This window comes from Phyllobacterium sp. T2-21, from assembly GCF_055378485.1.
The window spans coordinates 1,161,033-1,181,346 of the sequence record NZ_AP027912.1 but is presented as its reverse complement, the minus strand read 5'-3'; the positions used below and the strand labels follow the sequence as shown (position 1 = coordinate 1,181,346).

Annotated in this window: 20 protein-coding genes, 1 tRNA gene and 1 riboswitch; of the genes, 8 read left to right on the top strand and 13 right to left on the bottom strand. The window is 56.0% G+C overall.

The window, feature by feature from the left end:
- Positions 1 to 14 precede the first annotated feature (14 nt).
- The 3 genes from ACZ5FP_RS05865 to ACZ5FP_RS05855 all read right to left on the bottom strand — a co-directional run bounded on the left by ACZ5FP_RS05865 (position 15) and on the right by ACZ5FP_RS05855 (position 1,412).
- Positions 15 to 515 carry a Holotricin-3 precursor gene (locus tag ACZ5FP_RS05865; protein ID WP_464662711.1) on the bottom strand — a complete coding sequence of 167 codons (501 nt, stop codon included), beginning with the start codon at positions 513 to 515 and terminating at the stop codon, positions 15 to 17.
- 76 nt (positions 516 to 591) lie between these two features.
- Positions 592 to 882 carry a hypothetical protein gene (locus ACZ5FP_RS05860; protein WP_464662709.1) on the bottom strand — a complete coding sequence of 97 codons (291 nt, stop codon included), beginning with the start codon at positions 880 to 882 and terminating at the stop codon, positions 592 to 594.
- 92 nt (positions 883 to 974) lie between these two features.
- Positions 975 to 1,412, bottom strand: a complete 438-nt coding sequence (locus tag ACZ5FP_RS05855) for a MarR family winged helix-turn-helix transcriptional regulator (protein WP_464662707.1) — start codon at positions 1,410 to 1,412, stop codon at positions 975 to 977.
- 90 nt (positions 1,413 to 1,502) lie between these two features.
- On the opposite strand from ACZ5FP_RS05855, the gene ACZ5FP_RS05850 reads away from it, so the two are divergent.
- Positions 1,503 to 2,381, top strand: a complete 879-nt coding sequence (locus ACZ5FP_RS05850) for a haloalkane dehalogenase (RefSeq protein ID WP_464663194.1) — start codon at positions 1,503 to 1,505, stop codon at positions 2,379 to 2,381.
- 109 nt (positions 2,382 to 2,490) lie between these two features.
- Here the strand turns inward: ACZ5FP_RS05850 and ACZ5FP_RS05845 are convergent, their stop codons facing one another.
- The 4 genes from ACZ5FP_RS05845 to ACZ5FP_RS05830 all read right to left on the bottom strand — a co-directional run bounded on the left by ACZ5FP_RS05845 (position 2,491) and on the right by ACZ5FP_RS05830 (position 6,429).
- On the bottom strand, positions 2,491 to 3,882 hold the full coding sequence (locus ACZ5FP_RS05845) for a reverse transcriptase domain-containing protein (protein ID WP_464662705.1): 1,392 nt from the start codon (positions 3,880 to 3,882) through the stop codon (positions 2,491 to 2,493).
- 891 nt (positions 3,883 to 4,773) lie between these two features.
- A tRNA-Gly gene (locus tag ACZ5FP_RS05840) sits at positions 4,774 to 4,844 on the bottom strand.
- Between the two features lie 101 nt (positions 4,845 to 4,945).
- On the bottom strand, positions 4,946 to 5,254 hold the full coding sequence (locus ACZ5FP_RS05835; RefSeq protein WP_464662703.1) for a hypothetical protein: 309 nt from the start codon (positions 5,252 to 5,254) through the stop codon (positions 4,946 to 4,948).
- Between the two features lie 80 nt (positions 5,255 to 5,334).
- Positions 5,335 to 6,429, bottom strand: a complete 1,095-nt coding sequence (locus tag ACZ5FP_RS05830) for a 2'-deoxycytidine 5'-triphosphate deaminase (RefSeq protein ID WP_464662702.1) — start codon at positions 6,427 to 6,429, stop codon at positions 5,335 to 5,337.
- Between the two features lie 83 nt (positions 6,430 to 6,512).
- A riboswitch (SAM riboswitch) is annotated at positions 6,513 to 6,592 on the top strand.
- Between the two features lie 62 nt (positions 6,593 to 6,654).
- Here ACZ5FP_RS05830 and ACZ5FP_RS05825 point away from each other — a divergent pair.
- The 3 genes from ACZ5FP_RS05825 (at position 6,655) to ACZ5FP_RS05815 (ending at position 8,791) form a co-directional block, all read left to right on the top strand.
- Positions 6,655 to 7,842, top strand: a complete 1,188-nt coding sequence (locus tag ACZ5FP_RS05825; RefSeq protein WP_464662700.1) for an O-succinylhomoserine sulfhydrylase — start codon at positions 6,655 to 6,657, stop codon at positions 7,840 to 7,842.
- Positions 7,843 to 8,010: 168 nt separating this feature from the next.
- Positions 8,011 to 8,403, top strand: coding sequence for a Co2+/Mg2+ efflux protein ApaG (apaG, locus tag ACZ5FP_RS05820; protein WP_105736766.1), 393 nt, complete (start codon positions 8,011 to 8,013; stop codon positions 8,401 to 8,403).
- A gap of 79 nt (positions 8,404 to 8,482) precedes the next feature.
- Positions 8,483 to 8,791 (top strand): hypothetical protein, encoded by a 309-nt coding sequence (locus ACZ5FP_RS05815; protein ID WP_223611880.1) that lies wholly within the window; start codon positions 8,483 to 8,485, stop codon positions 8,789 to 8,791.
- A gap of 30 nt (positions 8,792 to 8,821) precedes the next feature.
- On the opposite strand, the gene ACZ5FP_RS05810 is transcribed toward ACZ5FP_RS05815, so the two are convergent.
- From ACZ5FP_RS05810 to ACZ5FP_RS05795, 4 genes are read right to left on the bottom strand one after another with little or no spacing between them, the layout of a single operon-like run.
- The gene (locus ACZ5FP_RS05810; protein ID WP_162800123.1) at positions 8,822 to 9,034 is read right to left on the bottom strand and encodes an alkylphosphonate utilization protein; all 213 of its coding nucleotides are present in this window, start codon (positions 9,032 to 9,034) and stop codon (positions 8,822 to 8,824) included.
- A 23-nt stretch (positions 9,035 to 9,057) separates the two neighbouring features.
- Positions 9,058 to 10,059: an Hsp33 family molecular chaperone gene (locus ACZ5FP_RS05805; RefSeq protein ID WP_464663193.1), complete on the bottom strand. Its 1,002-nt coding sequence runs from the start codon at positions 10,057 to 10,059 to the stop codon at positions 9,058 to 9,060.
- A 1-nt stretch (position 10,060) separates the two neighbouring features.
- A complete protein-coding gene (argF, locus tag ACZ5FP_RS05800) occupies positions 10,061 to 10,999 on the bottom strand; it encodes an ornithine carbamoyltransferase (RefSeq protein WP_346307647.1) in 939 nt (312 codons plus the stop codon).
- 9 nt (positions 11,000 to 11,008) lie between these two features.
- A complete protein-coding gene (locus ACZ5FP_RS05795) occupies positions 11,009 to 12,214 on the bottom strand; it encodes an aspartate aminotransferase family protein (protein WP_223611883.1) in 1,206 nt (401 codons plus the stop codon).
- A 483-nt stretch (positions 12,215 to 12,697) separates the two neighbouring features.
- Between ACZ5FP_RS05795 and ACZ5FP_RS05790 the strand changes: the two genes are divergently transcribed.
- Positions 12,698 to 13,225: a GcrA family cell cycle regulator gene (locus ACZ5FP_RS05790; protein ID WP_223611884.1), complete on the top strand. Its 528-nt coding sequence runs from the start codon at positions 12,698 to 12,700 to the stop codon at positions 13,223 to 13,225.
- 54 nt (positions 13,226 to 13,279) lie between these two features.
- Here ACZ5FP_RS05790 and phoR read toward each other — a convergent pair whose 3' ends face one another.
- Complete coding sequence (gene phoR / locus ACZ5FP_RS05785) at positions 13,280 to 14,557, bottom strand: phosphate regulon sensor histidine kinase PhoR (protein ID WP_464662698.1); 1,278 nt, start codon at positions 14,555 to 14,557, stop codon at positions 13,280 to 13,282.
- 162 nt (positions 14,558 to 14,719) lie between these two features.
- Here phoR and ppk2 point away from each other — a divergent pair, with 162 nt between their 5' ends.
- Positions 14,720 to 15,562 (top strand): polyphosphate kinase 2, encoded by an 843-nt coding sequence (ppk2, locus tag ACZ5FP_RS05780; protein WP_464663192.1) that lies wholly within the window; start codon positions 14,720 to 14,722, stop codon positions 15,560 to 15,562.
- On the opposite strand, the gene ACZ5FP_RS05775 is transcribed toward ppk2, so the two are convergent.
- Complete coding sequence (locus ACZ5FP_RS05775) at positions 15,531 to 17,375, bottom strand: glycosyltransferase (protein ID WP_464662696.1); 1,845 nt, start codon at positions 17,373 to 17,375, stop codon at positions 15,531 to 15,533. The two genes, ppk2 and ACZ5FP_RS05775, sit on opposite strands and share 32 nt — an antisense overlap.
- A gap of 367 nt (positions 17,376 to 17,742) precedes the next feature.
- Here ACZ5FP_RS05775 and ACZ5FP_RS05770 point away from each other — a divergent pair, with 367 nt between their 5' ends.
- On the top strand, positions 17,743 to 18,531 hold the full coding sequence (locus ACZ5FP_RS05770; protein WP_464662694.1) for a transporter substrate-binding domain-containing protein: 789 nt from the start codon (positions 17,743 to 17,745) through the stop codon (positions 18,529 to 18,531).
- Positions 18,532 to 18,637: 106 nt separating this feature from the next.
- Positions 18,638 to 20,296 (top strand): lysine--tRNA ligase, encoded by a 1,659-nt coding sequence (locus tag ACZ5FP_RS05765; RefSeq protein ID WP_464662692.1) that lies wholly within the window; start codon positions 18,638 to 18,640, stop codon positions 20,294 to 20,296.
- Positions 20,297 to 20,314: the final 18 nt, after the last annotated feature.

Sequence of the window (20,314 nt, the reverse complement as noted above, 5' to 3'; positions counted from 1 at the left end):
TGGCCATTTCGGTCTCAGCGGCGGGCGTCCAACAGGTCGTTCACTTTGTCAATTTGCGCCGTCGTGAGTGTCCGATGGAAATCCGTGCTCAATTTGGCTTCAGCGGCTTCGAGGGCCTGCTCCCGCAACGTGGGATCAGTAATGGCAAGGGCTGCTTCGCGGCTGCGTTCGTAAGCGGCGATCTTGCCGACGGAGGAATTGGGGGCTGCCCGCTCCCGTGCCCGCGCGGACGCATGTGCTGCGTTGAGCGGACCCAAGGTATTCTTGTCCAGATCCCTGTCGCTCAGATCAGCTTCCTTGGTCTTGGATTTGTCATTTGCGTGGTCGCCCTTGGCATTGCCATGGCCTTCGCCGCCATTGCCTTTTCCGCCGCCCTCGCCGCCACCGTTGCCATTGCCATTTTTGGCCAGTGCAGAACTGACAAGGCTGTAATTGCCCGTCGTCGAGAGTGCTGTGCCGGCAACCAGCAAACCAAAACATGCAACGGCAACAAAACCGCGCTTCACAAGAGTCATACCCATCTCCTCAATTGTCCCGGTGATCGTTCCCCTGCCGGAACGTTAAGAATCCGTTTAGGGCCATTATGAGGCGCTAATAGCGATAATAGTGCCTGTGATGACGATGGTGCTTCCAATAGCCGGGACGATGGTGCCGATTATTCCAGTGGTGGCGGCGATGGTGATGACCTCTCCAGCCGTGCCGATAATGATGGCGGTGGCCCCAATGCCTGCCGCGATTGTGCTTGTATTTGACCAGCTCCACATTCGAAGCGATCGGCGCGCGTTGGACGGAGATAGGCGAGGCCTGCGCGGATACGATTGATGTCAGGCCCATCACAAGCGCGATGAGGCCAGCAGCCACTAGGGAAAAAATATTCTTCATGACAGCTCCCTCCAGATGATCCCTCTCCACATTACGCCGTTGTTGATGAACATTCAAACAAGTACACCACGGCAAGCGAAAAGCAGGCGGGTCTATTCGCCGCGAGGCAATTTTTCGAGCACAAGCTGCAGAGTGGAGGTCAAAATGTCGATATTCTCTTTGCCGGCGACGCTTTCCCAGTTCTGTTGAATACGTTTGCCCGCCGCCATCGCCGTGGGCTGCACCGCCTGCCCCCGGGCTGTGAGAAAGACCAATCGCCCCCGCTTGTCCCGAGGATCGGGGCGACGCTCCGCATAGCCAAGCTTTTCAAGCTCTTCCACCGCCTGGGTGATCGATTGTTTGCGGGTTTTTGACAGTTTCGACAGTTCGCTGACCTGAATTCCGGATGAAGGCGTAAAGGCCAATACATTCGAATGGGATGGACGGATATCGACGAACCCCGCCTCATCGAGCGCGGTGTCGATGGCCTGCGTCCATTGCTGATGCAGGAGCCGCAGAAGAATTCCGAGATTGGGCGTTGGTGAATTCATCAGCGTGCTGTTTCCTGTTCGTGTGTGGAGCCAGAATCCTTCAGATATTGACAGGTGACTGTCTACACGATATTAGACAGTCACCTGTCAATATCTGAAGAGGACAATCTCATGCCATCCATCTCCATCCTTGATTCAACCCTATACTACGAAGAAACGGGCGTGGGTACGCCCATTGTATTTCTCCATGGGAATCCCACCACATCGCATTTGTGGAGAAACATTACCCCCGCTCTGTCGGGTTATCGCCGTCTGGCTCCCGATCTGATCGGCATGGGGCGCTCGGGCCGCCCCTCCCTCGGCTACAGTTTTGCCGATCAAGCCCGATATCTCGACGCCTGGTTCGATGCACTGGGACTATCCGATGTCATCCTTGTCGGTCATGACTGGGGCGGTACGCTCGCCCTGGATTGGGCGGCGCGTCATCCGGAGCGGGTGCGGGGCGTCGCCTTCATGGAAACAATTCTGCGGCCGATGCGCTGGGCCGATTTTCCGCCGGAGGTTGCAGAACGGTTTCGTGCATTGAAGACGGAGGGGCTTGGCGAGACCATCGTGCTCCAGAGCAATAGCTTCATCGAACAAACCTTGCAGGCAACGGTGCTTTCCGGCCTTTCAAGCGAAGATATCCATGCCTATACGCAGTCATACACCACCCCTGAAAGCCGCCGGGCCATTCTCGAATGGACGCGCTCAATGCCTGTCGATGAGGAACCGGCGGCGGTGATTGAAAGAATGCGGCATTTCAACACCTGGCTTGCCGACAGTGTCGATGTTCCGAAACTGTTGATTGCGTTCGAAGGATCGGGAAAAAACCTGGCGATCGGGGCGGACATGGTAGCCTGGTGCAGGGCCAACTATGCCAACCTCAGCGTTGTCAACTGCGGTGCCGCCAAACACAATGCACCGGAAGATCAACCCGAGGAAATCGCGCAATCACTTGGCAAGTGGCTGGAGCAGATCAATATTTGACAACCGGGGCAACGCGAGGCGGCATCCTTGCTGCCGTCTTGCGTTCCATGCAAACAGGGATGGAGCGGGTGAAGAGGAACCTCATCTAGAAGGCAAATATTTGTTTTAATTATAGAATTTTTGTTGAGGACTTTGTCGATACCGTCACCGATACCGACAAATTTGTGAGATTTTGAGAGCCTTCCTGAGACGATTTGCGGGGATTTTTGGCAACATGATATTCTTCTAGCTGCTCTTCAATATCCACCTTCTTTGTATCGCTCAGTAATGCCACGCCATAAGCGCGTCTCCAGAGTCGAGCATCTACCTTCACCGTTTTCTTCGCAAACCATTTCCTGAAAAACAGTAATTTTTGGTCTATCGCATCATCCACCTGCGAAAAAATCAAACGATCGGTGCAAAAGGCGTATGCATCTCCCCATCCTCTGACTTGTCGATCAATTTTTGAAAGCGCCTGAACATAGCATTCTTGAGATCGTCTCAACGACTTATTTACAGCCATTTTGGCTATCGTGGTTCTGGCGTTCTTGATTGTCGTGTCAATGTCAGCAAGAAGGTTTCTTCGAGTTTGTTTTCCAGGGACTACTCGAGCTGAGCGGATGTCACACCCTATAAAAGTAAAACCATCGGCAATCTTACCTTCCGATGCCTTTTGAGGGTTTTCCTGAGGAGTATACGCTGTCAATCCAAGTGACTTTAAAACCTCTACACCCTCCCTTAGAGCGCATCTTGTCGACTCCTGGTCTGGCCCGAGTACAACAAAGTCATCTATGTAACGAATGGTAACGATTTTCCCCTTGTTCACCGCTTTATCAAAAGCAGCCAAAGCTACGTTAGCAGCAAGGCACGAGAGAGAATTCCCTTGAGCCACACCCAGTTCTCCAAGAGGAAAGAGTGAAAGTTCTTCGCGAATCTCTTCTTCATTCGAAAGCTCAACTTTTAGGGCTTCGACTATAATTTCAGTGAAGTAGGTATCGGATATCTCACTGCGAAGAGTTTCGAATAACCGGCTTCGATCCACATTATCAAAGAAGCCTTTAATGTCTGAGCGAGCATAAAACTTCGCTCCATTTTCTATCGTCGGCATAATGCGGCTTAACGCATATGGCACACCGCGTTTTGGAATACCGCCAACACTTGTCGGACACTCAAGGATTTCTGGAATGCTCCCCAAAGACGCCCTTACGCCGATATTCTCAGACTGTAGTATATTTAGAATGGCTCGTTGGACAACGCGGTTTTCTAGAGGAGATGCTACAATGCCACGAGATTTCCCGTTGCTTTTCCTTTTGACTATTCCTTGTTGTGCTTCAATAATAAAGCGATGCTCCCTGAGCTGCCGTTGAAGACGACTGATAAACTGGATGGGATTTTCATCAATCTCAGCAACTCTTTGTCGCGTTTCGGCACGGGAGCTTTGGCGCGCATTTCGACGCACCGCAATCCATGCTTCATACAAATTCTTTGTGCGATGAATTTGACCGTAAAGAGACTTATCCAATTACAATCCTGTGTTGTCGAGTGCTCAAACCTACACCACGAAACTCGACCTCGACAGGGCTACGGTCTCCGAGAGCACTCACCCGATAAATGTTCCGAGTTCGTGACGATCTCAATTCCTGTCTGCATCGACAGAGCTCCAATCGAGCCTGTTCCTGCAGTCAGGAGAGCCGCAATCGCGGTTATTACCGCGACTATAGTTGACGCAGAGCGCCAAGGTTTTTGTTGAGATACATGCGAATTTCTCCAGCTTCTACCTTAACAGGTTTTTGGCAAAGTCAAGCCGCAACTGCACCCCAACCCCGGCCTCGCCCGTGAAAATTATGCTACTCGCCACCGTTTGAACTTTTATCGTGGTAATGGCTTTTAGCTTGGCCGAGGTCGTTGGTCTCCGAGAGCACTCACCCGATAAATGTTCCGAGTTCGTGACGATCTCAATTCCTGTCTGCATCGACAGAGCTCCAATCGAGCCTGTTCCTGCAGAGAAAGAAAAAAAGACTTATGATTCTTATCTCTTTTCCTTCTTCGTTTCACAAGAGCGACTAATTGCTTTCCCCTGCTATCTAAAGATAGCTATCAAATATCAAGGATAAACCCATTAAAATTGATATTAGGTTCATCATCAAAGAATCGAACTTCCATGATTTAAAGAACTGAACAATAAACTTAACCCACTGATATGATAAGCCTTTGATTGGACTCCATAATCCATCTTTTTGTCGGTATCGGTAAGAAACTTGCTCCGATACCGACAAAAATACCGTCAGATTCGCAGCTACGTAAGTCGATGTGTTCCATTTTCACAAAAATACGAGATAAAAGCACTATGTTTCAGCAATAATTAAGAAATAAATTCCAAAATAATAAAATATTTGGAATAAAATTCTAACGGAGCGGGTGAAGGGAATCGAACCCTCGTATGCAGCTTGGGAAGCTGCCGTTCTACCATTGAACTACACCCGCCTATGCCCGCGGACTTGCCTCGGGGCAGATAACCGGAATGAAAAGCAGCCGGGATCGATAGTCAACCGGATTCGCACATCACCCTGCAAACAGCGTGTATATCAGCTGCGGCGCATGCGGCCGGCGATAGCGACAATGCCAAGGCCGATCCAGCCCAGCACCGCAATCAGCAGAAGCGGCGCGGCCTGGATCATCAGCCAGCCCAGCACACCCATCGTGTAAAGCGTATCGCCAATGTCGATGCCGCCCAGCAGACACGGGTGAACGCTGTTCTCATCCACCGTGCAGCCAAGCGTATTGGCGATCGCATAGGTCACCAGGACCGACAACAGCGGCAGCAGCGCAATGAACGTCAGAATGGCGAGCACGACAGCTGCTGCACGCCGTTTCGAGCCGGTTTTCCGAGGCATCGCAAACCTCCAATCCTGCATGACAAATCCCAGGAATACATCCAGGCCGTCAAATCGGCGTCTTGTCAATCAACCGCGGTTCACGACCGGAAATGTTTGGAGAGTTTCAGGCCCTGCGCCTGATAATTCGAGCCGAGGTCGGTGCCATAAAGGGCCTTGGGCCGCTCCAGCATATGTTCATAGATCAGGCGGCCGACGATCTGGCCATGTTCGAGAATGAATGGCACCTCGTGGCTGCGCACTTCAAGCACCGCGCGGCTGCCGGTTCCGCCTGCGGCGGTGTGCCCGAAACCCGGATCGAAGAACCCGGCATAGTGCACGCGGAATTCGCCGACCAGCGGATCGAACGGCGTCATCTCCGCCGCATAAAGCGGAGGAACATGCACGGCTTCACGCGACACGAGAATGTAGAATTCATCGGGATCAAGCACGAGTTCGCGCGCGCCACGATCATGGATCGGCTCCCAGAAATCGAAGAGGTCATGCGCCCCGCGCTTGTCGACATCCACCACGCCCGTGTGGTGCTTGCCGCGATAACCGACGAGGCCGTTCTTGTCGCCCGTGAGATCGATGGACAGGGCAATGCCGCCGCCCGATATGTTCGGCGTGTCCGATGCCACGAGCGTCTCGCTTGCATGCAGTGCGGTCAGTTCCGTCTCGTCGAGCTGCGCCCGTCCGGTGCGGAAGCGTATCTGCGAGAGACGCGATCCTGCACGCGCGACAATCGGGAAGGTGCGCGGGCTGACTTCGAGATAGATGGGGCCATTATATCCCGCCGGCACCTTGTCGAATTCCTGTGCCCCGTCAACGATGACGCGGGTGAAAATATCAAGACGCCCGGTCGAACTCTTGGGATTGGCCGATGCGGAAACCCCGGCAGGCAGCGCCAGGCTTTCCAGCAGCGGGACGATATAGACACAGCCGGTCTCAAGCACGGCACCGTGACTGAGGTCGATCTCGTGCAGCTTGAGTTTCTCCAGCTTGTTGATGACGGGGGTTCCGGGCCCCGGCATGAAACTGGCCCGCACGCGATAGGCCTTCGTGCCCAGGCGCAGGTCCAGGCTGGCCGGCTGGATCTGATCAGCGTCGAAATCACGCTCGGTTTTCAGTGCACCGGCCTGATGCAATGCCCTGATGCCGCTATCCGCCAGAATGCCCGCTTCACGTATACTCATATCGACCGCCGAAACCTCATATAATTTCCCAAAAGCTTTAGCGTCTCACCCGATTGACGCAAGCCGCCAAGAGGATTAAAGCAATTTTATCCCGTGGTGATTTGGCCGGCCGGCTTGCAGCCACGTTAAACAATTTGCTAAAAGAGGCCCGGTCTCGTCCGGCCTTTTTGCGATTCCCGCAAGGCCGGTTTTTTATTGGCCAGATTCTGGCAGATTGAGAAGACGATGACCACAACCCGTAAGCTGCGCCCCGCGACACAACTCGTTCATGCCGGAACCTTGCGCTCCGGTTTCGGTGAAACATCGGAAGCCCTCTTCCTTACCCAGGGCTTTGTCTATGACACGGCGGAAGCTGCCGAAGCCCGTTTCAAAGGCGAAGAACCTGGCTTCATCTATTCACGCTACGCCAATCCGACAACCGATATGTTCGAAAAGCGCATGTGCGCGCTCGAGGGCGCGGAAGATGCGCGCGCAACGGCTTCTGGAATGGCTGCGGTTGCGGCAGCAATCCTGTGTCAGGTCAAGGCCGGTGACCATGTTCTTGCAGCGCGCGCCCTGTTCGGCTCGTGCCGCTACATCATCGAGACGCTCCTGCCAAAATATGGCGTGGACTTCACCCTGATCGATGGCTCCAAGGCCGAGAACTGGGAAAAGGCCATCCGCCCGAACACCAAGGCGCTGTTCCTGGAAAGCCCGACCAATCCGACCCTCGAGATCGTCGATATTGCCGCCGTGGCCAAGGTCGCCAATTCCGTCGGCGCCAAACTGATCGTCGACAATGTGTTTGCGACCCCGCTGTTCCAGAAACCGCTGGAACTTGGCGCCCACATCGTCGTCTATTCGGCCACCAAGCACATCGAAGGCCAGGGACGCTGTCTTGGCGGCGTCATCCTTTCCGACAAGAAGTGGATTGACGAAAACCTCCACGAATATTTCCGCCACACCGGTCCGGGCCTCAGCCCTTTCAATTCCTGGATCATGTTGAAGGGGCTTGAAACCTTGCCCGTCCGCGTCCGCCAGCAAACCGAAAGTGCGGCGAAAATTGCAGACTTCCTCGCGGACCATCCGGCAGTTTCCAGGGTTATTTACCCCGGCCGTGCGGATCACCCGCAGGCGGACATCATCGCCAAACAGATGACCGGCGGTTCCACGCTCGTGGCCTTCGAACTCAAGGACGGCAAGAAAGCGGCCTTTGATTGCGAGAACGGACTGGAAGTGGTGCGGATTTCCAACAATCTTGGAGATTCGAAGAGTCTCATCACACACCCCGCGACAACCACGCACAAAAACCTTACAGATGAAGCACGTGCAGAACTTGGCATTTCGGACGGGCTGCTGCGCCTGTCGGTTGGCCTGGAAGATGCCGACGATCTGATCGAGGATTTTGATGCTGCCCTCAAGGCAGCCAAGTAAGACAGGACCAATCCCGCACTGAAACCAATTTCAGTGCGGGAGCGGTATATTTAAGTATAAACGTTGCAGAATGTTGGCTATTCACATTAAATTTAATCATCTTTATGTATTGTAATGGTTGACGAGACGGCCACGACCCGCAATATCATTGATAAGACAAGGTTTATCATGTATCGCGCAGTCACTCAGAATATTGAAGTAATCGTAGAACCATTCTATCTGGAGGAGCAGTCCAATCCGGAAGAAAACAGATATGTCTGGGGATACCGGATTACGATCGCCAATGAATCCGACGGCACCGTCCGGCTTCGGGCACGCTATTGGAAAATCACCGATGGGAACGGCCAGATCGAAGAGATTCGCGGCCCTGGGGTCATCGGTGAACAGCCAGTGCTCAATCCCGGAGACTCGTTCCAGTATTCCTCAGGCTGCCCGCTGACAACGACATCCGGTGTGATGGTTGGCCGTTATTCCATGGAAAGCGAAACCGGAAACTTGTTCGACATCGAGATACCGGCTTTTTCGCTTGATTTGCCGGATCAATTGCGGACATTGAATTAATTCTCGACCGGACTGTTGCCTTTGCGGAGCGCAATCGTTGCAAGCGCCGTTTTGATCACATGCATGAGTACACGCCCTGATGACCAGCCAAACTGAAATGCCGTACCTGAAGGCGCTTGCCTGCTCCGTTGTCACCTTTGCCATTGGTGTCGGCGCACTTTTTATGGGCTATGCCCTGCCGAGCATTCAGGCTGGCAAGGCCGGCATGCCGGAACTTCTGGCGCTGGCGCTTGTACCGGGCCTTGTCGTCGGTCTCTTCGCCAAACGTTCGGCGAAGCCGTGGCCGTTGTGGCTGATCATCGGTGCGTTCCTGATTGTCCTGGTTGCCGTCACCGCTGCCCACGAGGCGCTGGTATCCTGGCGGATCGCCAACGGGCTGCTGAAATAGCAATTCCCCTGCGGCGCTTGTGACGTCGCACTACGCCTTCTTGACGAATTCCGTTTTCAGAACCAGGCCTTTGACCTGTTTGGTGTTGCACTCGACTTCACCCTCGCGGCCGTTCAGGCGGATATTCTTGACGAGCGTACCCCGCTTGATCGTCTCAGATGTTCCCTTGACTTTCAAATCCTTGATCAAGGTGACGGAATCGCCGTCCTGAAGCTCATTTCCGTTGCTGTCGCGTACGTCCACAGGGGCAATCCTCGCTTGGATAATCAGTTCTTTGGCAGGAATTCCGCCGGGTCAAACTCGTAATGGGTCGAGCAGAACTCGCAGGTCACGCTGATCTTGCCATCTTCGATGCTGTCCGTGATTTCTTCGGCGGTAAATCCGGAGAGGACGCCTGCAATCTTGTCACGCGAGCAGGAACAATCGTCATTCACCGGCACGGCGTCGAACACGCGGACGCCGCGTTCATGGAACAGGCGGTACAGCAGCCGTTCGGCGCCCACCTGCGGATCGGTCAGTTCCGAACTCTCGATGGTCGCAACCAGAGCCTTCACTTCAGCCCAATCATCGTCCTCTTCAATATCGTCCTCATCCTCGTCGGTATCCGGCGCATCGCCCGCAGGCAGATCACGCTGGCGGATACGCAGCTCGGATTCCGGCAGGAACTGCACGATCAGCCCTCCGGCGCGCCATTGCTCGACGGGTTTGCCATCCTCGCCGCGTTCTATGAGCTTGGCGACGGACAGGCGGATATCGGTCGGAATCTGCTCCGACTGGCGGAAATAGGTCTTGGCTATTTCCTCCAGATTAGAACCGTCGAGGGCAACGATGCCCTGATACCGCTGGGTGTACTCGCCCTGATCAACCGTCAGCGCCAGCGTTCCCGTCCCCATCAACTGCTCCGGCGAAAGCCGGTGTGCGGCGATCGCCTCTGCCAGCCGGTCTTCGTCATAGCGGGCATAGGCGCGCACCGAATTCGGCGTGCGGAAATCAACCACCAGCATGTCCACAGGCCCATCGGACTGCGACTGGAAAATGAACTTGCCGTCGAATTTCAGTGACGTTCCCAGGAGCACGGTCAAGACAATCGCTTCGGCCAGGAGCTTTGCAACCGGCTCCGGGTAGTCGTGCCGGCTGAGAATATCGTCCAGTGTCGCACCCAATTGCACGGCGCGGCCGCGGGCATCGAGTGTCTCGACTTGGAACGGCACAACCGCATCATCCCCGGCGAAGACGTATTCGTCGGAGCGCTTGGTGATGTCAGGCATATCAGACACGCGGGCGACCTCCTTCGAGACACCAGGCTAGAATGGCTTTTTGCGCATGCAACCGGTTTTCGGCTTCATCGAAAACGACCGAGTGCGGCCCGTCAATAACGGAATCCGTTACTTCTTCGCCGCGATGGGCAGGCAGGCAGTGCATGAACAGGGCATCGGGATGCGCGTGCTTTATCAGGGCATCATTGACCTGATAGGGCATGAACACATTGTGACCGCGCGCACGGCCTTCCTGTCCCATCGAAACCCACGTATCGGTGACGATGCAGTCAACGCCCTCGACAGCCGCGATAGGATCGGACGTCAGCTTGACATTACCGCCGGCGCTCTTGGCCCAGGCAAGATATTTGCTCTCGGGCTCGCTACCTTCCGGCGTGGCAATGTTCAGGTTGAAATCAAAGCGCGCAGCCGCTTCGACGAGCGAATGCAGCACATTGTTGCCATCGCCTGTCCAGGCAAACGTTTTACCCTTGACCGGACCGCGATGCTCTTCGAACGTCATGATATCGGCCATGATCTGGCAGGGATGCGTGTCGTCCGTCAGGGCATTGATGACGGGAACCGTGGCATTCTCAGCCATTTCGATCAGCCGGTCATGGGTCGTCGTGCGCATCATGATGATATCGACGTAGCGCGAAAGCACCTTTGCCGTATCCGCAATGGTCTCGCTGCGGCCGAGCTGCATTTCGGAACCGGTGAGCATGATGGTTTCGCCGCCCAGCTGGCGCATGCCGACATCGAAGGACACGCGGGTCCGCGTCGAAGGCTTGTCGAAAATCATTGCAAGCACCTTGCCTGCAAAGGGCTTCTCAATATTGCCTGCCTTGAGGCGGTTCTTGCGCGCGCGCGCATCATCAAGAATGGAACGCAACACACCGGAAGAAAGCGCCGAGATGTCCGTGAAGTGACGGAGGTCCTGCTTGATTGTCATGACAGTTCCCTACGCACTCTTCTGCCGGGCCGTGACCGACAGACGTTCGGCAGCGGCTTCAATCCGGGAAAGGGCCTCACGGGCCTCTTCTTCGGTCACGACCAAAGGCGGCAGCAACCGAATGACGTTGTCGCCGGCACCAACAGTGAGCAGGTGTTCATCACGCAGGGCCTGAACGAGCGCTGTATTGGGAACAACACTCTTGATGCCCATCAACAGCCCGCGGCCGCGTACTTCCGCAATGACCTCGGGATAGCGATCGGAGATCGATGCAAGGCCCTGCTTCATGAAGAGGGCGACCTGCTGCACATGCTCGAAAAAGCCGTCAGCGAGAATGACATCGAGCACGGCATTGCCGACGGCCATGGCAAGCGGATTGCCGCCATAGGTCGTGCCATGCACGCCGGCTGTCATGCCCTTGGCTGCCTCGGCCGTTGCGAGACAGGCGCCGAGCGGGAAACCGCCGCCGATGCCCTTGGCGACAGCCATGATATCGGGCGTGATACCCGACCACTCATATGCAAAGAACTTGCCCGTACGTCCGACACCCGACTGAACTTCATCGAGGATTAGCAGCAGGCCATTCTCGTCGCAAATCTTGCGCAGACGGCGCAAATCCTCATCCGGCACGGGACGCACACCGCCCTCGCCCTGGATCGGTTCAATCAGGATGGCAGCGGTCTGGGGACCAATGGCCGCCTTCAATGCCTTCTCGTCACCAAAGGGCACCTGATCGAAACCCGAGACTTTGGGGCCGAAGCCTTCGAGATACTTTTCCTGGCCGCCGGCAGCGATCGTCGCCAGCGTCCGGCCATGGAACGCGCCTTCGAACGTGATGATATGAAACCGTTCCGGGTGACCGTTGACATAGTGATAGCGCCGGGCGGTCTTGATCGCGCATTCCAGCGCTTCCGCCCCGGAATTGGTGAAAAACACCTTGTCGGCAAACGTGTTGTCCACGAGACGCTGACCAAGACGCCTTTGCCCCGGAATTTCATAAATATTGGACAGATGCCAGAGCTTGTCAGCCTGGGTCTTCAGGGTTTCGACGAGATGCGGATGCGAATAACCCAGCGAATTGACGGCAATGCCGGCAGCGAAATCCAGATAGCGTTCACCGCTCTCAGTCGTCAGCCAAACACCGTCTCCTCGCTCAAAGCGCAGATCCGCACGAGCAAAAGTGTCGTATAGCGGTTGCGCGTTTGCGTCCGTCATGTCGTTTCGGGCCTCCAATACCCTGTTTTGATCTGCTGTTTGCTAAGAAGAAACCTGCAGCGATGAAATCAAAAAGCCGCCCACAAGGGCGGCCTGACGCTGGTAATATCATCATTCAATCCGCAATTGTCAAATGAACACTTCAAAAACATAGACGCGACAGTGCGTCCGCGCGAGGCGGTCTTTCCATAAGGTTTTCAAATCTGTAGCCAAGCGACCATACGGAAAGCGACGGGATTTGCGGGAAATGTCATTTATGCCGCGTTTTCACGCGCAAGTTGGGGAAAACCCAAAAAAGCAAGCCGCTTCCCACGCCCGACTCTTGTCACAGAGTCATCGCATATTGTAGCTTGAGAAACGGAATAGCTAGATTTCGTGCGGCGGACCTCGTCACCTGGATAGATATAGTATCTGCAATCTGGAGCAATCCAGATGTGAGGGAAGGATTCAGCCTAGAGTCCGCACAATACGGAGCCAAGGAAGATGAACTGGACAGATGAGCGCGTAGAACAGCTGAAGAAGCTTTGGGCCGAAGGTCTGAGCGCAAGCCAGATCGCTGCACAGCTGGGTGGCGTCAGCCGCAATGCGGTCATCGGCAAGGTGCACCGCCTGAAACTGTCAGGCCGCGGCAAGACCACATCGACCCAGACACGCAGCAAGAAAGTCAACACGACCGCTTCGGCCGGACATCGCAGCAGCGTCAGCACGTCGGCGCAGATGACGAGCCGCGTTGTGACCAAGAGCGTTGGCGCAACAGCGCTGCAGCAGGAATATTTTGTCGACACGGTTACGCAGACCGTGATGAAGCCCTCGACGGATGTCGTGGTGCCGATCTCGCGGCGTCTCGAACTGGTGCAGCTCAGCGAGCGCACCTGCAAGTGGCCGATGGGCGATCCGTTGCAGCCTGATTTTCACTTCTGCGGAAATGATGTCGGCGAAGGCGGCCCGTACTGCACCTATCATGCCCGCCTGGCCTATCAGCCGGCGTCCGATCGCCGCCGCGCCCGGTAATCGGCGAGGCACATAGATAGGGAAAGGCGCCGTCAGGCGCCTTTTTTGTTGGCGTCAAGCCTTGGCCTTCTGCGGACCGAAGGCAACCGTGAACGATGAACCTTCGCCAACACGGGAGCGAACGACAAGCCGGGCCCGGTGCCGCGTAAGGATGTGCTTGACGATTGCCAGACCGAGGCCTGTGCCTTTCTGGGCCCGGCTGGTTTCGATATTGACGCGATAAAAGCGCTCGGTCAGCCGCGGGATGTGCTCCTCCGGTATACCCGGGCCAAAATCCTGAATAGTGGCTTTGATCCCCTCGCCATTGTTTTTGAGCTCGACAACCACCTTCTTGCCGGACTGGCCGTATTTGCAGGCGTTCTCCAGAAGATTCTGGAAAACCTGCGTCAGTTCATCCCGGTCGCCGAGGACCATGACCGGCCCGGGATCGATGTGGCGTTCGATTTCAATGTCGAGGTGCGTGGCGAGCGGGCGGAGAGTATCCACCACATGATTGAGAACGATGGTCAGGTCCACCTGGTCCTTGACCGCTATATGGGCCTTCATTTCGATGCGCGACAGGGACAGAAGATCATCGATGAGCCGGGCCATGCGCTCGGCCTGCTTCTGCATGATCTCCAGAAAATTGTCGCGGGCAACGGCGTCGTTGCGCGCCGGACCGCGCAGCGTTTCAATGAAACCGCTGAGTGACGCCAGTGGCGTGCGCAATTCATGGCTGGCATTGGCGATGAAGTCCGAGCGCATGCGCTCCAGACGATGCGCCTCGGTCAGATCGCGGAATGACAGGAGATACTGGCGGTCGGAGCCGCCCTGATCCAGACGCAGCACTGTGGCGCGATACCAGCGTTCAACCGGGACACGCTCGGAATAATCGATCGATCCGGCCTGCGCATCCGACATGACCGACTGGACCAGCGTCTGCATCTCCGGTGCGCGGAAATGCAGAAGCAGCGTACCGCCGCGCGCCAGAGGCCCGAAAGCGCCGTTGGCCGCCGGATTGACGTAAAGAATTGTCCCTTCGTGATCAAAGATGATCAGGGGATCGGGCAATTGCGCCGCAAGCTGCTGACCGGACAGGCGAAAGATCGCCGGATCGCTGACCGGCTGCGCACGGTTGGTGTCGTCGCTGCGCGGAATGCTTGCCGACAAGGCGACCACGCCCAGAAGCAGGAGCATCAGAATGGCAAAGCTCAGCCACAAGGACGCGCCGGAATTCAGAACGAGCGCGGTGAGAAAGGCAGCGGCACCAAGAATATAGCGCGCGCGGATGATCCGCTGCATTGCCCTTTGCCGCAAACCGCGGCTTTCCTGCCCTGAACCGAATATGCTCATGCGTTCAACTCCCTGCCCTGCCATGCTTGTCATCGACACTGGACGCCACAACGCTGTCCCAATAACATGGCTTCATGTCAATTGAGGGAGACTGTCTTGGCCAAAAATTCGAAAGAGAAATCCGACCAGCCGCATGTCGGTAAGACAACGCTTAAACTCAGCATCGACGGGAAGAAGCGGAGTTTCGATATCGACGATGCCAAACTGCCGGACTGGATTGACGACGGCGCCCTTGCGTCCGGTGACTTTCCCTACACGGATAAAATGAACAGGGCCGAATACGAAAAAACACTTGAGCAGCTGCAGATTGAACTGGTCAAAATGCAGAGCTGGCTGCAGGAAACCGGCGGCCGCGTGATAACCGTCTTCGAAGGGCGCGATGCCGCCGGCAAGGGCGGAACGATCTTTACCTTGCGCCAATACATGAACCCCCGCAATGCGCGCAACGTTGCCCTGCCCAAGCCCACGGAAACCGAAAGTGGCCAATGGTATTATCAGCGCTACGTCTCGCATTTTCCGACAAAGGGCGAATTCGTCACGTTTGACCGCTCCTGGTACAATCGCGGTGGCGTCGAACCCGTCATGGGTTTCTGCACGCCGGAACAGCATGAAACGTTCCTCGAGGAAACACCCGGCTTCGAACGCATGATCGTTGCCGACGGTATCTTCTTCTTCAAATTCTGGCTCAATATCGGCCAGATCATGCAGTTGAAACGTTTTCACGATCGACGCCACAGCCCGTTGAAGAACTGGAAGTTCTCGCCGATGGATATTGCCGGTGCCGAAAAGTGGGATGACTATACCAACGCCCGGAACGAGATGATGGCCCGGACCCATACGGCGCATGCGCCGTGGACCGTGGTGCGCTCCAATGACAAGCGCCGCGCCCGCATCGCCGTTATCCGCCGGGTTTTGCTGAGCTTGCCCTACAAGGGCCGGGATGTCGGGGTGATCGGCAATGAAGACGCTCTGATCATTGGTTCCGGCCCGGGGTTTCTTGAGTAGATTGTGCGGGCCGATGCGGCGTTTTCTCCCATAGGAAAGGCCGCGTGTTCAACTGCCCCAAAGCGCGCCACGCCGCCAGGGACATGAGCAACCAGTAGAGCGGTATCCATGGCAGGATCCTGCCGGGCATCCCCTTGCCCGCCAGCGCGCGCTGCCCCAGCCGGTGGAACGAGAGATATCCCATCACGATATTGATGAGATCGATGCAGAGAATATCCCGATGCCGGGCAAAGACATCGCTTCCGGAAAACCAGCACAAGGTGACCGAGAGCATAAACAGCAGCGTGACGGGATAAAGCAGGGATGAAACGATCATCCCCACCGCCAGAAGGTGATAGACGACGAAGCGCAGAATGCCCAACTGGACGAGAAGGGTAAACGGCTGGCGCATCTGCACAAGCCACGTCTGCATCCAGCCCTTGAACCAGCGCGTTCGCTGGCGAAACCAGATGCCGATTTCAGTTGGCGCATCTTCGATCGTCGCGCGTTCGATCATATCCGTCCGATACCCCAGGCGCGCCAAACGGGTGCCGAGCTCCGCGTCCTCCGTGACGTTGTGCGGATCCCATCCTCCGATGGCGGTCAGGCAATCGGAACGAAAATGATTGGAGCTGCCGCCAAGGGGCAAGACCAGCCCGCGATGCGCAAGCCACGGCAGGAAGCTCTGGAAGTGCGCCGCATATTCGAAGGCGAACAGACGCGCGACCAAACTTTCATGGGCGTTGGCGACCTTCAACGGAGCCTGAAGGCACCCGAGCTTTTCATCGGCGCACTGGAAGCGTTGAAAGGCTTCCAGCAACTGGTCTGGGTGGGGGCGATCCTCCGCATCGTAAACCACGACAAACGCTCCCTTCGACAGCAGCAGCCCGTAATTGAGCGCCTTTGGCTTCGTCCGTGGGCCATATCCGGATACGGAAATGATGTCGAAGGGCTGAGGCAGCCCCTGGCGCCTCAATGCGGCGAGCGTCGCCGCGTCATCCCCTTCGCAGAGGAAGAGAACCTGAAGCTTTGAACGCGGCCAGTTCAACGACAGCATGGCTCTGACGAGCTGCGGAACAATGTCTGCTTCCTGATACAGTGCAATCATAACCGTGTAGATCGGAAGCTCTGCTGGATTTATTGCCAGCAGGGGTAACGGATTGTCGCAACGAGCATTTTTGCATGCCACCAACCGCAGCAGGACACAGGCAAGAAAGAACAACGAGAGGATGACATGCGCACCCTTCCAGCTCAGCTGCTGCTTTTCAAAGGCGCCCAGCAGCAGACAGCTTGCCAATATGCCGATCAGGATGCCCTGCTGACCTGTCAGGACAGTTTTGGCCGAGTATTCGCAGCGGGAGTCTTCGATCATTCTAGCAGCTCTATCGGCGAGCAGATGCTGATGCCCGGCCCTGAGAAGCACGCGCACCCCTGAGGGCGTGGTCACGCTCAAGCGGCCAGCCAGCTCTTTGCGGCTCGACAGATAGCGTTTGACAACAGCAATGTCGGCGATTGTCGGCGCAATATAGGTCAATGCATTGTTGTCGTGGTTGAGCGTCGTCGCAATGCGTGCGTGCGGCAGAATGGTGATATCCGGGCCCGATCGCAGAAAAATGCCGGTTGTTTGCGGTGCCGCTTCAAAAGCCAGTCCTGTTATGTCGGCGATACATTGGCCGATCAGCGCATCTTTGCCGCGAACGCTGGCATAGAGTTCGTCGATAAAGGACGTGTTGCCGGCAATGGAGTCCCTGAAGGCCCGTACGATCAGGATTTTCGCCAATCCGGCGCGGTAGAGACGCGCGGCCAGAGCCACTTCGATGTCTCGATGCAGCATCTTCCCTCTACCGGGAGCCTGATCTTTGAATATTATCGATCGTCAAGGCGCGTGTTTTCTGTAGAGGGAACGCCAACAGCATGAACTCAACTCACAATTCATAATTGAAAATAAAATTCGGGACAATTTATAGCGTTATAAGCGAAGAATAATATTGTTACGTCTCTTTATACCAGTGGCAATTCTTCATAAGTCGAAGAACAGCATCTATTGCAGCCCGTCGCTCCGTGCAGCGGCACAGGACGGCCATCAAACCTGTCATGTCAGGATCACCCATGCTACTCTTCGGGCAAATCACATGGGCTTCTCAAATCGAATGCATATCCGCACAATCGCTTTTTGCACGGCAGTTTTCCTTGGGGCAGGATTGTCTCAAACCAGTGCAGCATCGGATTTCCCGCACTATTGGGATGGCCGGGAACATGTTGCCAAGCCAAATCTTTCGACGGTCGAGCGCATCCGGTTTGTGACCACGGTGGATTACCCTCCGTTCAATTTCATCGACGCCAGCGGACGGATATCCGGTTTCAACATCGATCTGGTGCGGGCCATCTGCAGCGAATTGAATGTGACTGCGATTTGCCAGATCGAAGCGCGTCCATGGAATGAACTTCAGCAGACCGTGGAAAACGGCGAAGCCGAGGCCATTATCGCCGGATTGAAGCCCACGACACAATTGCGTGAAAAGTTTGCATTCACCGCTCCCTACATGCGGTTGCCTGCCCGTTTCGTCACCCTGAAGGAAACGACACTGGAGGAACCCCTGGCGGACAAGCTCGACAAGAAAGTGGTTGGCGTCGTGGACGGGTCGGTGCATCAGGCGATTTTCGCCGATTACTTCCCCAAGGACAGATGGGTCGGCTATCCTACACGCGCGCTGATGCTGAAGGATTTGCGTGACAAGAAAATCGATGCGGTTTTTGGCGACGGATCCGACCTGTCGTTCTGGATCGGCAGCCCGGAAGCGCAGAATTGCTGCACATTTTCCGGCGGCCCGTATATCGCACCACAGTTTCTGGGCGACGGCATGATGATCGCCACAACCGCGAAGAACACCGATCTCGTCGATGCCTTCAATTTTGCATTGAAATCCATGGAGGAAAAGGGCACGACCTCTGAACTCTATCTACGGTACTTCCCCGTCGATTTTTATTGAAAGCGCATGCAAAAGCCTTGTGTGACGCCGTGGCAATTGACGCGGCGAAGCTGCCGCCATAGTGTCCGCGCGCTTCACCACATGGCAGGAAAACAGGAAACCAAGAATGACTTCGCGCCCAAACACCAAAATCGAACTGACCCCCGAGCTGATCGCGGCGGCAGCAGAGGCCAAAGCATGGCCCTTCGAAGAGGCGCAGAAGATCATCAAACGCTACGAAAAATCCGGCTATCCCGACTCGATCCTGTTCGAGACAGGATACGGCCCGTCCGGCCTGCCGCATATCGGCACGTTCGGCGAAGTCGCGCGCACGTCGATGGTCCGCCACGCCTTTCGTGTCCTGACGAAGGACAGCGTCAAGACAAAGATCCTTTGCTTCTCGGATGACATGGACGGATTGCGCAAGGTTCCGGACAATGTGCCGAACCGGGAGATGATGGCTTCGCATCTGGGCAAGCCGCTCAGCCGCATTCCCGACCCGTTCTCCAACGAGTATCCATCGTTTGGTGCGGCCAACAATGCGCGGCTGCGGGCGTTTCTCGACCGTTTCGGTTTCGACTACGAGTTTGCCTCGGCAACGGACTATTACGCTTCCGGCCGGTTCGACGAGACATTGCTCAAGATGCTGGCGGCCTATGATGATGTCATGAACATCATCCTGCCCACCCTGGGTGAGGAACGCCGGGCGACCTATTCGCCGTTCCTGCCGATCAGCCCGCGCACCGGCGTTGTCCTGCAGGTTCCGATGATCGCCCGCAATGTGCAGAAGGGCACCATCACCTATGAGGACCCCGATACCGGTGAACACGTCGAAACGGAAGTGACCGGCGGCAAGGTCAAGTGCCAGTGGAAGGCTGACTGGGCTATGCGCTGGACCGCCCTTGGCGTTGATTACGAGATGGCCGGCAAGGATCTCATCGATTCCGTGACCCTGTCATCCAAGATCTGCCGCGCCATTGGCGGCCGGGCGCCCGAAGGCTTCAATTACGAGCTCTTCCTCGATGACAAGGGGCAGAAGATTTCCAAGTCGAAGGGCAATGGCCTGACCATCGATGACTGGCTGACCTACGCGCCGACCGAGAGCCTGGCACTTTACATGTTCCAGAAGCCGAAGACGGCGAAGAAGCTGTATTTCGACGTGATCCCGAAGGCCGTGGACGAGTATTTCACCTTCCTGTCCGCCTATCAGCGGCAGGAGTGGAAGGAGCGCCTCGGCAATCCGGTCTGGCATCAGCATTACGGCAATCCGCCCGTGCTCGACATGCCGGTGCCCTTTGCCATGCTGCTCAACCTCGTCAGCGCGTCGAATGCCGAAAATGCCGATGTCCTCTGGGGGTTCATCTCCCGCTATGCGCCCGGCGTGACGCAGGAAAACAATCCGAAGCTGAACGAGCTCGTCACCTATGCGATCCGTTACTTCAACGATTTCGTCAAGCCGACCAAGAAGTTCCGCCCCGCGGACGACGTTGAGCTTGCGGCGTTGAAGGGTATTGATGCGCAGCTTGCCACCTTGCCGGCGGATGCGGATGGCAATGCCATCCAGAACGCCATGCTGGATGTTGCCCGTGGCATCGAACGCTATCAGGATCACACCAAGAAGAGCCCCGAAGGCGGGCCCGGCGTATCGGTGTCGTTCTTCCAGATGCTCTATGAAGTGCTGATCGGACAGGAACGCGGGCCGCGGTTCGGTTCCTTCGTCGCGCTTTACGGCATCGCCGAAACGCGGGCCCTCATTAAAAAGGCATTGATGGGCCAACTGGCATAGTTGCTCCATATCTGGAGC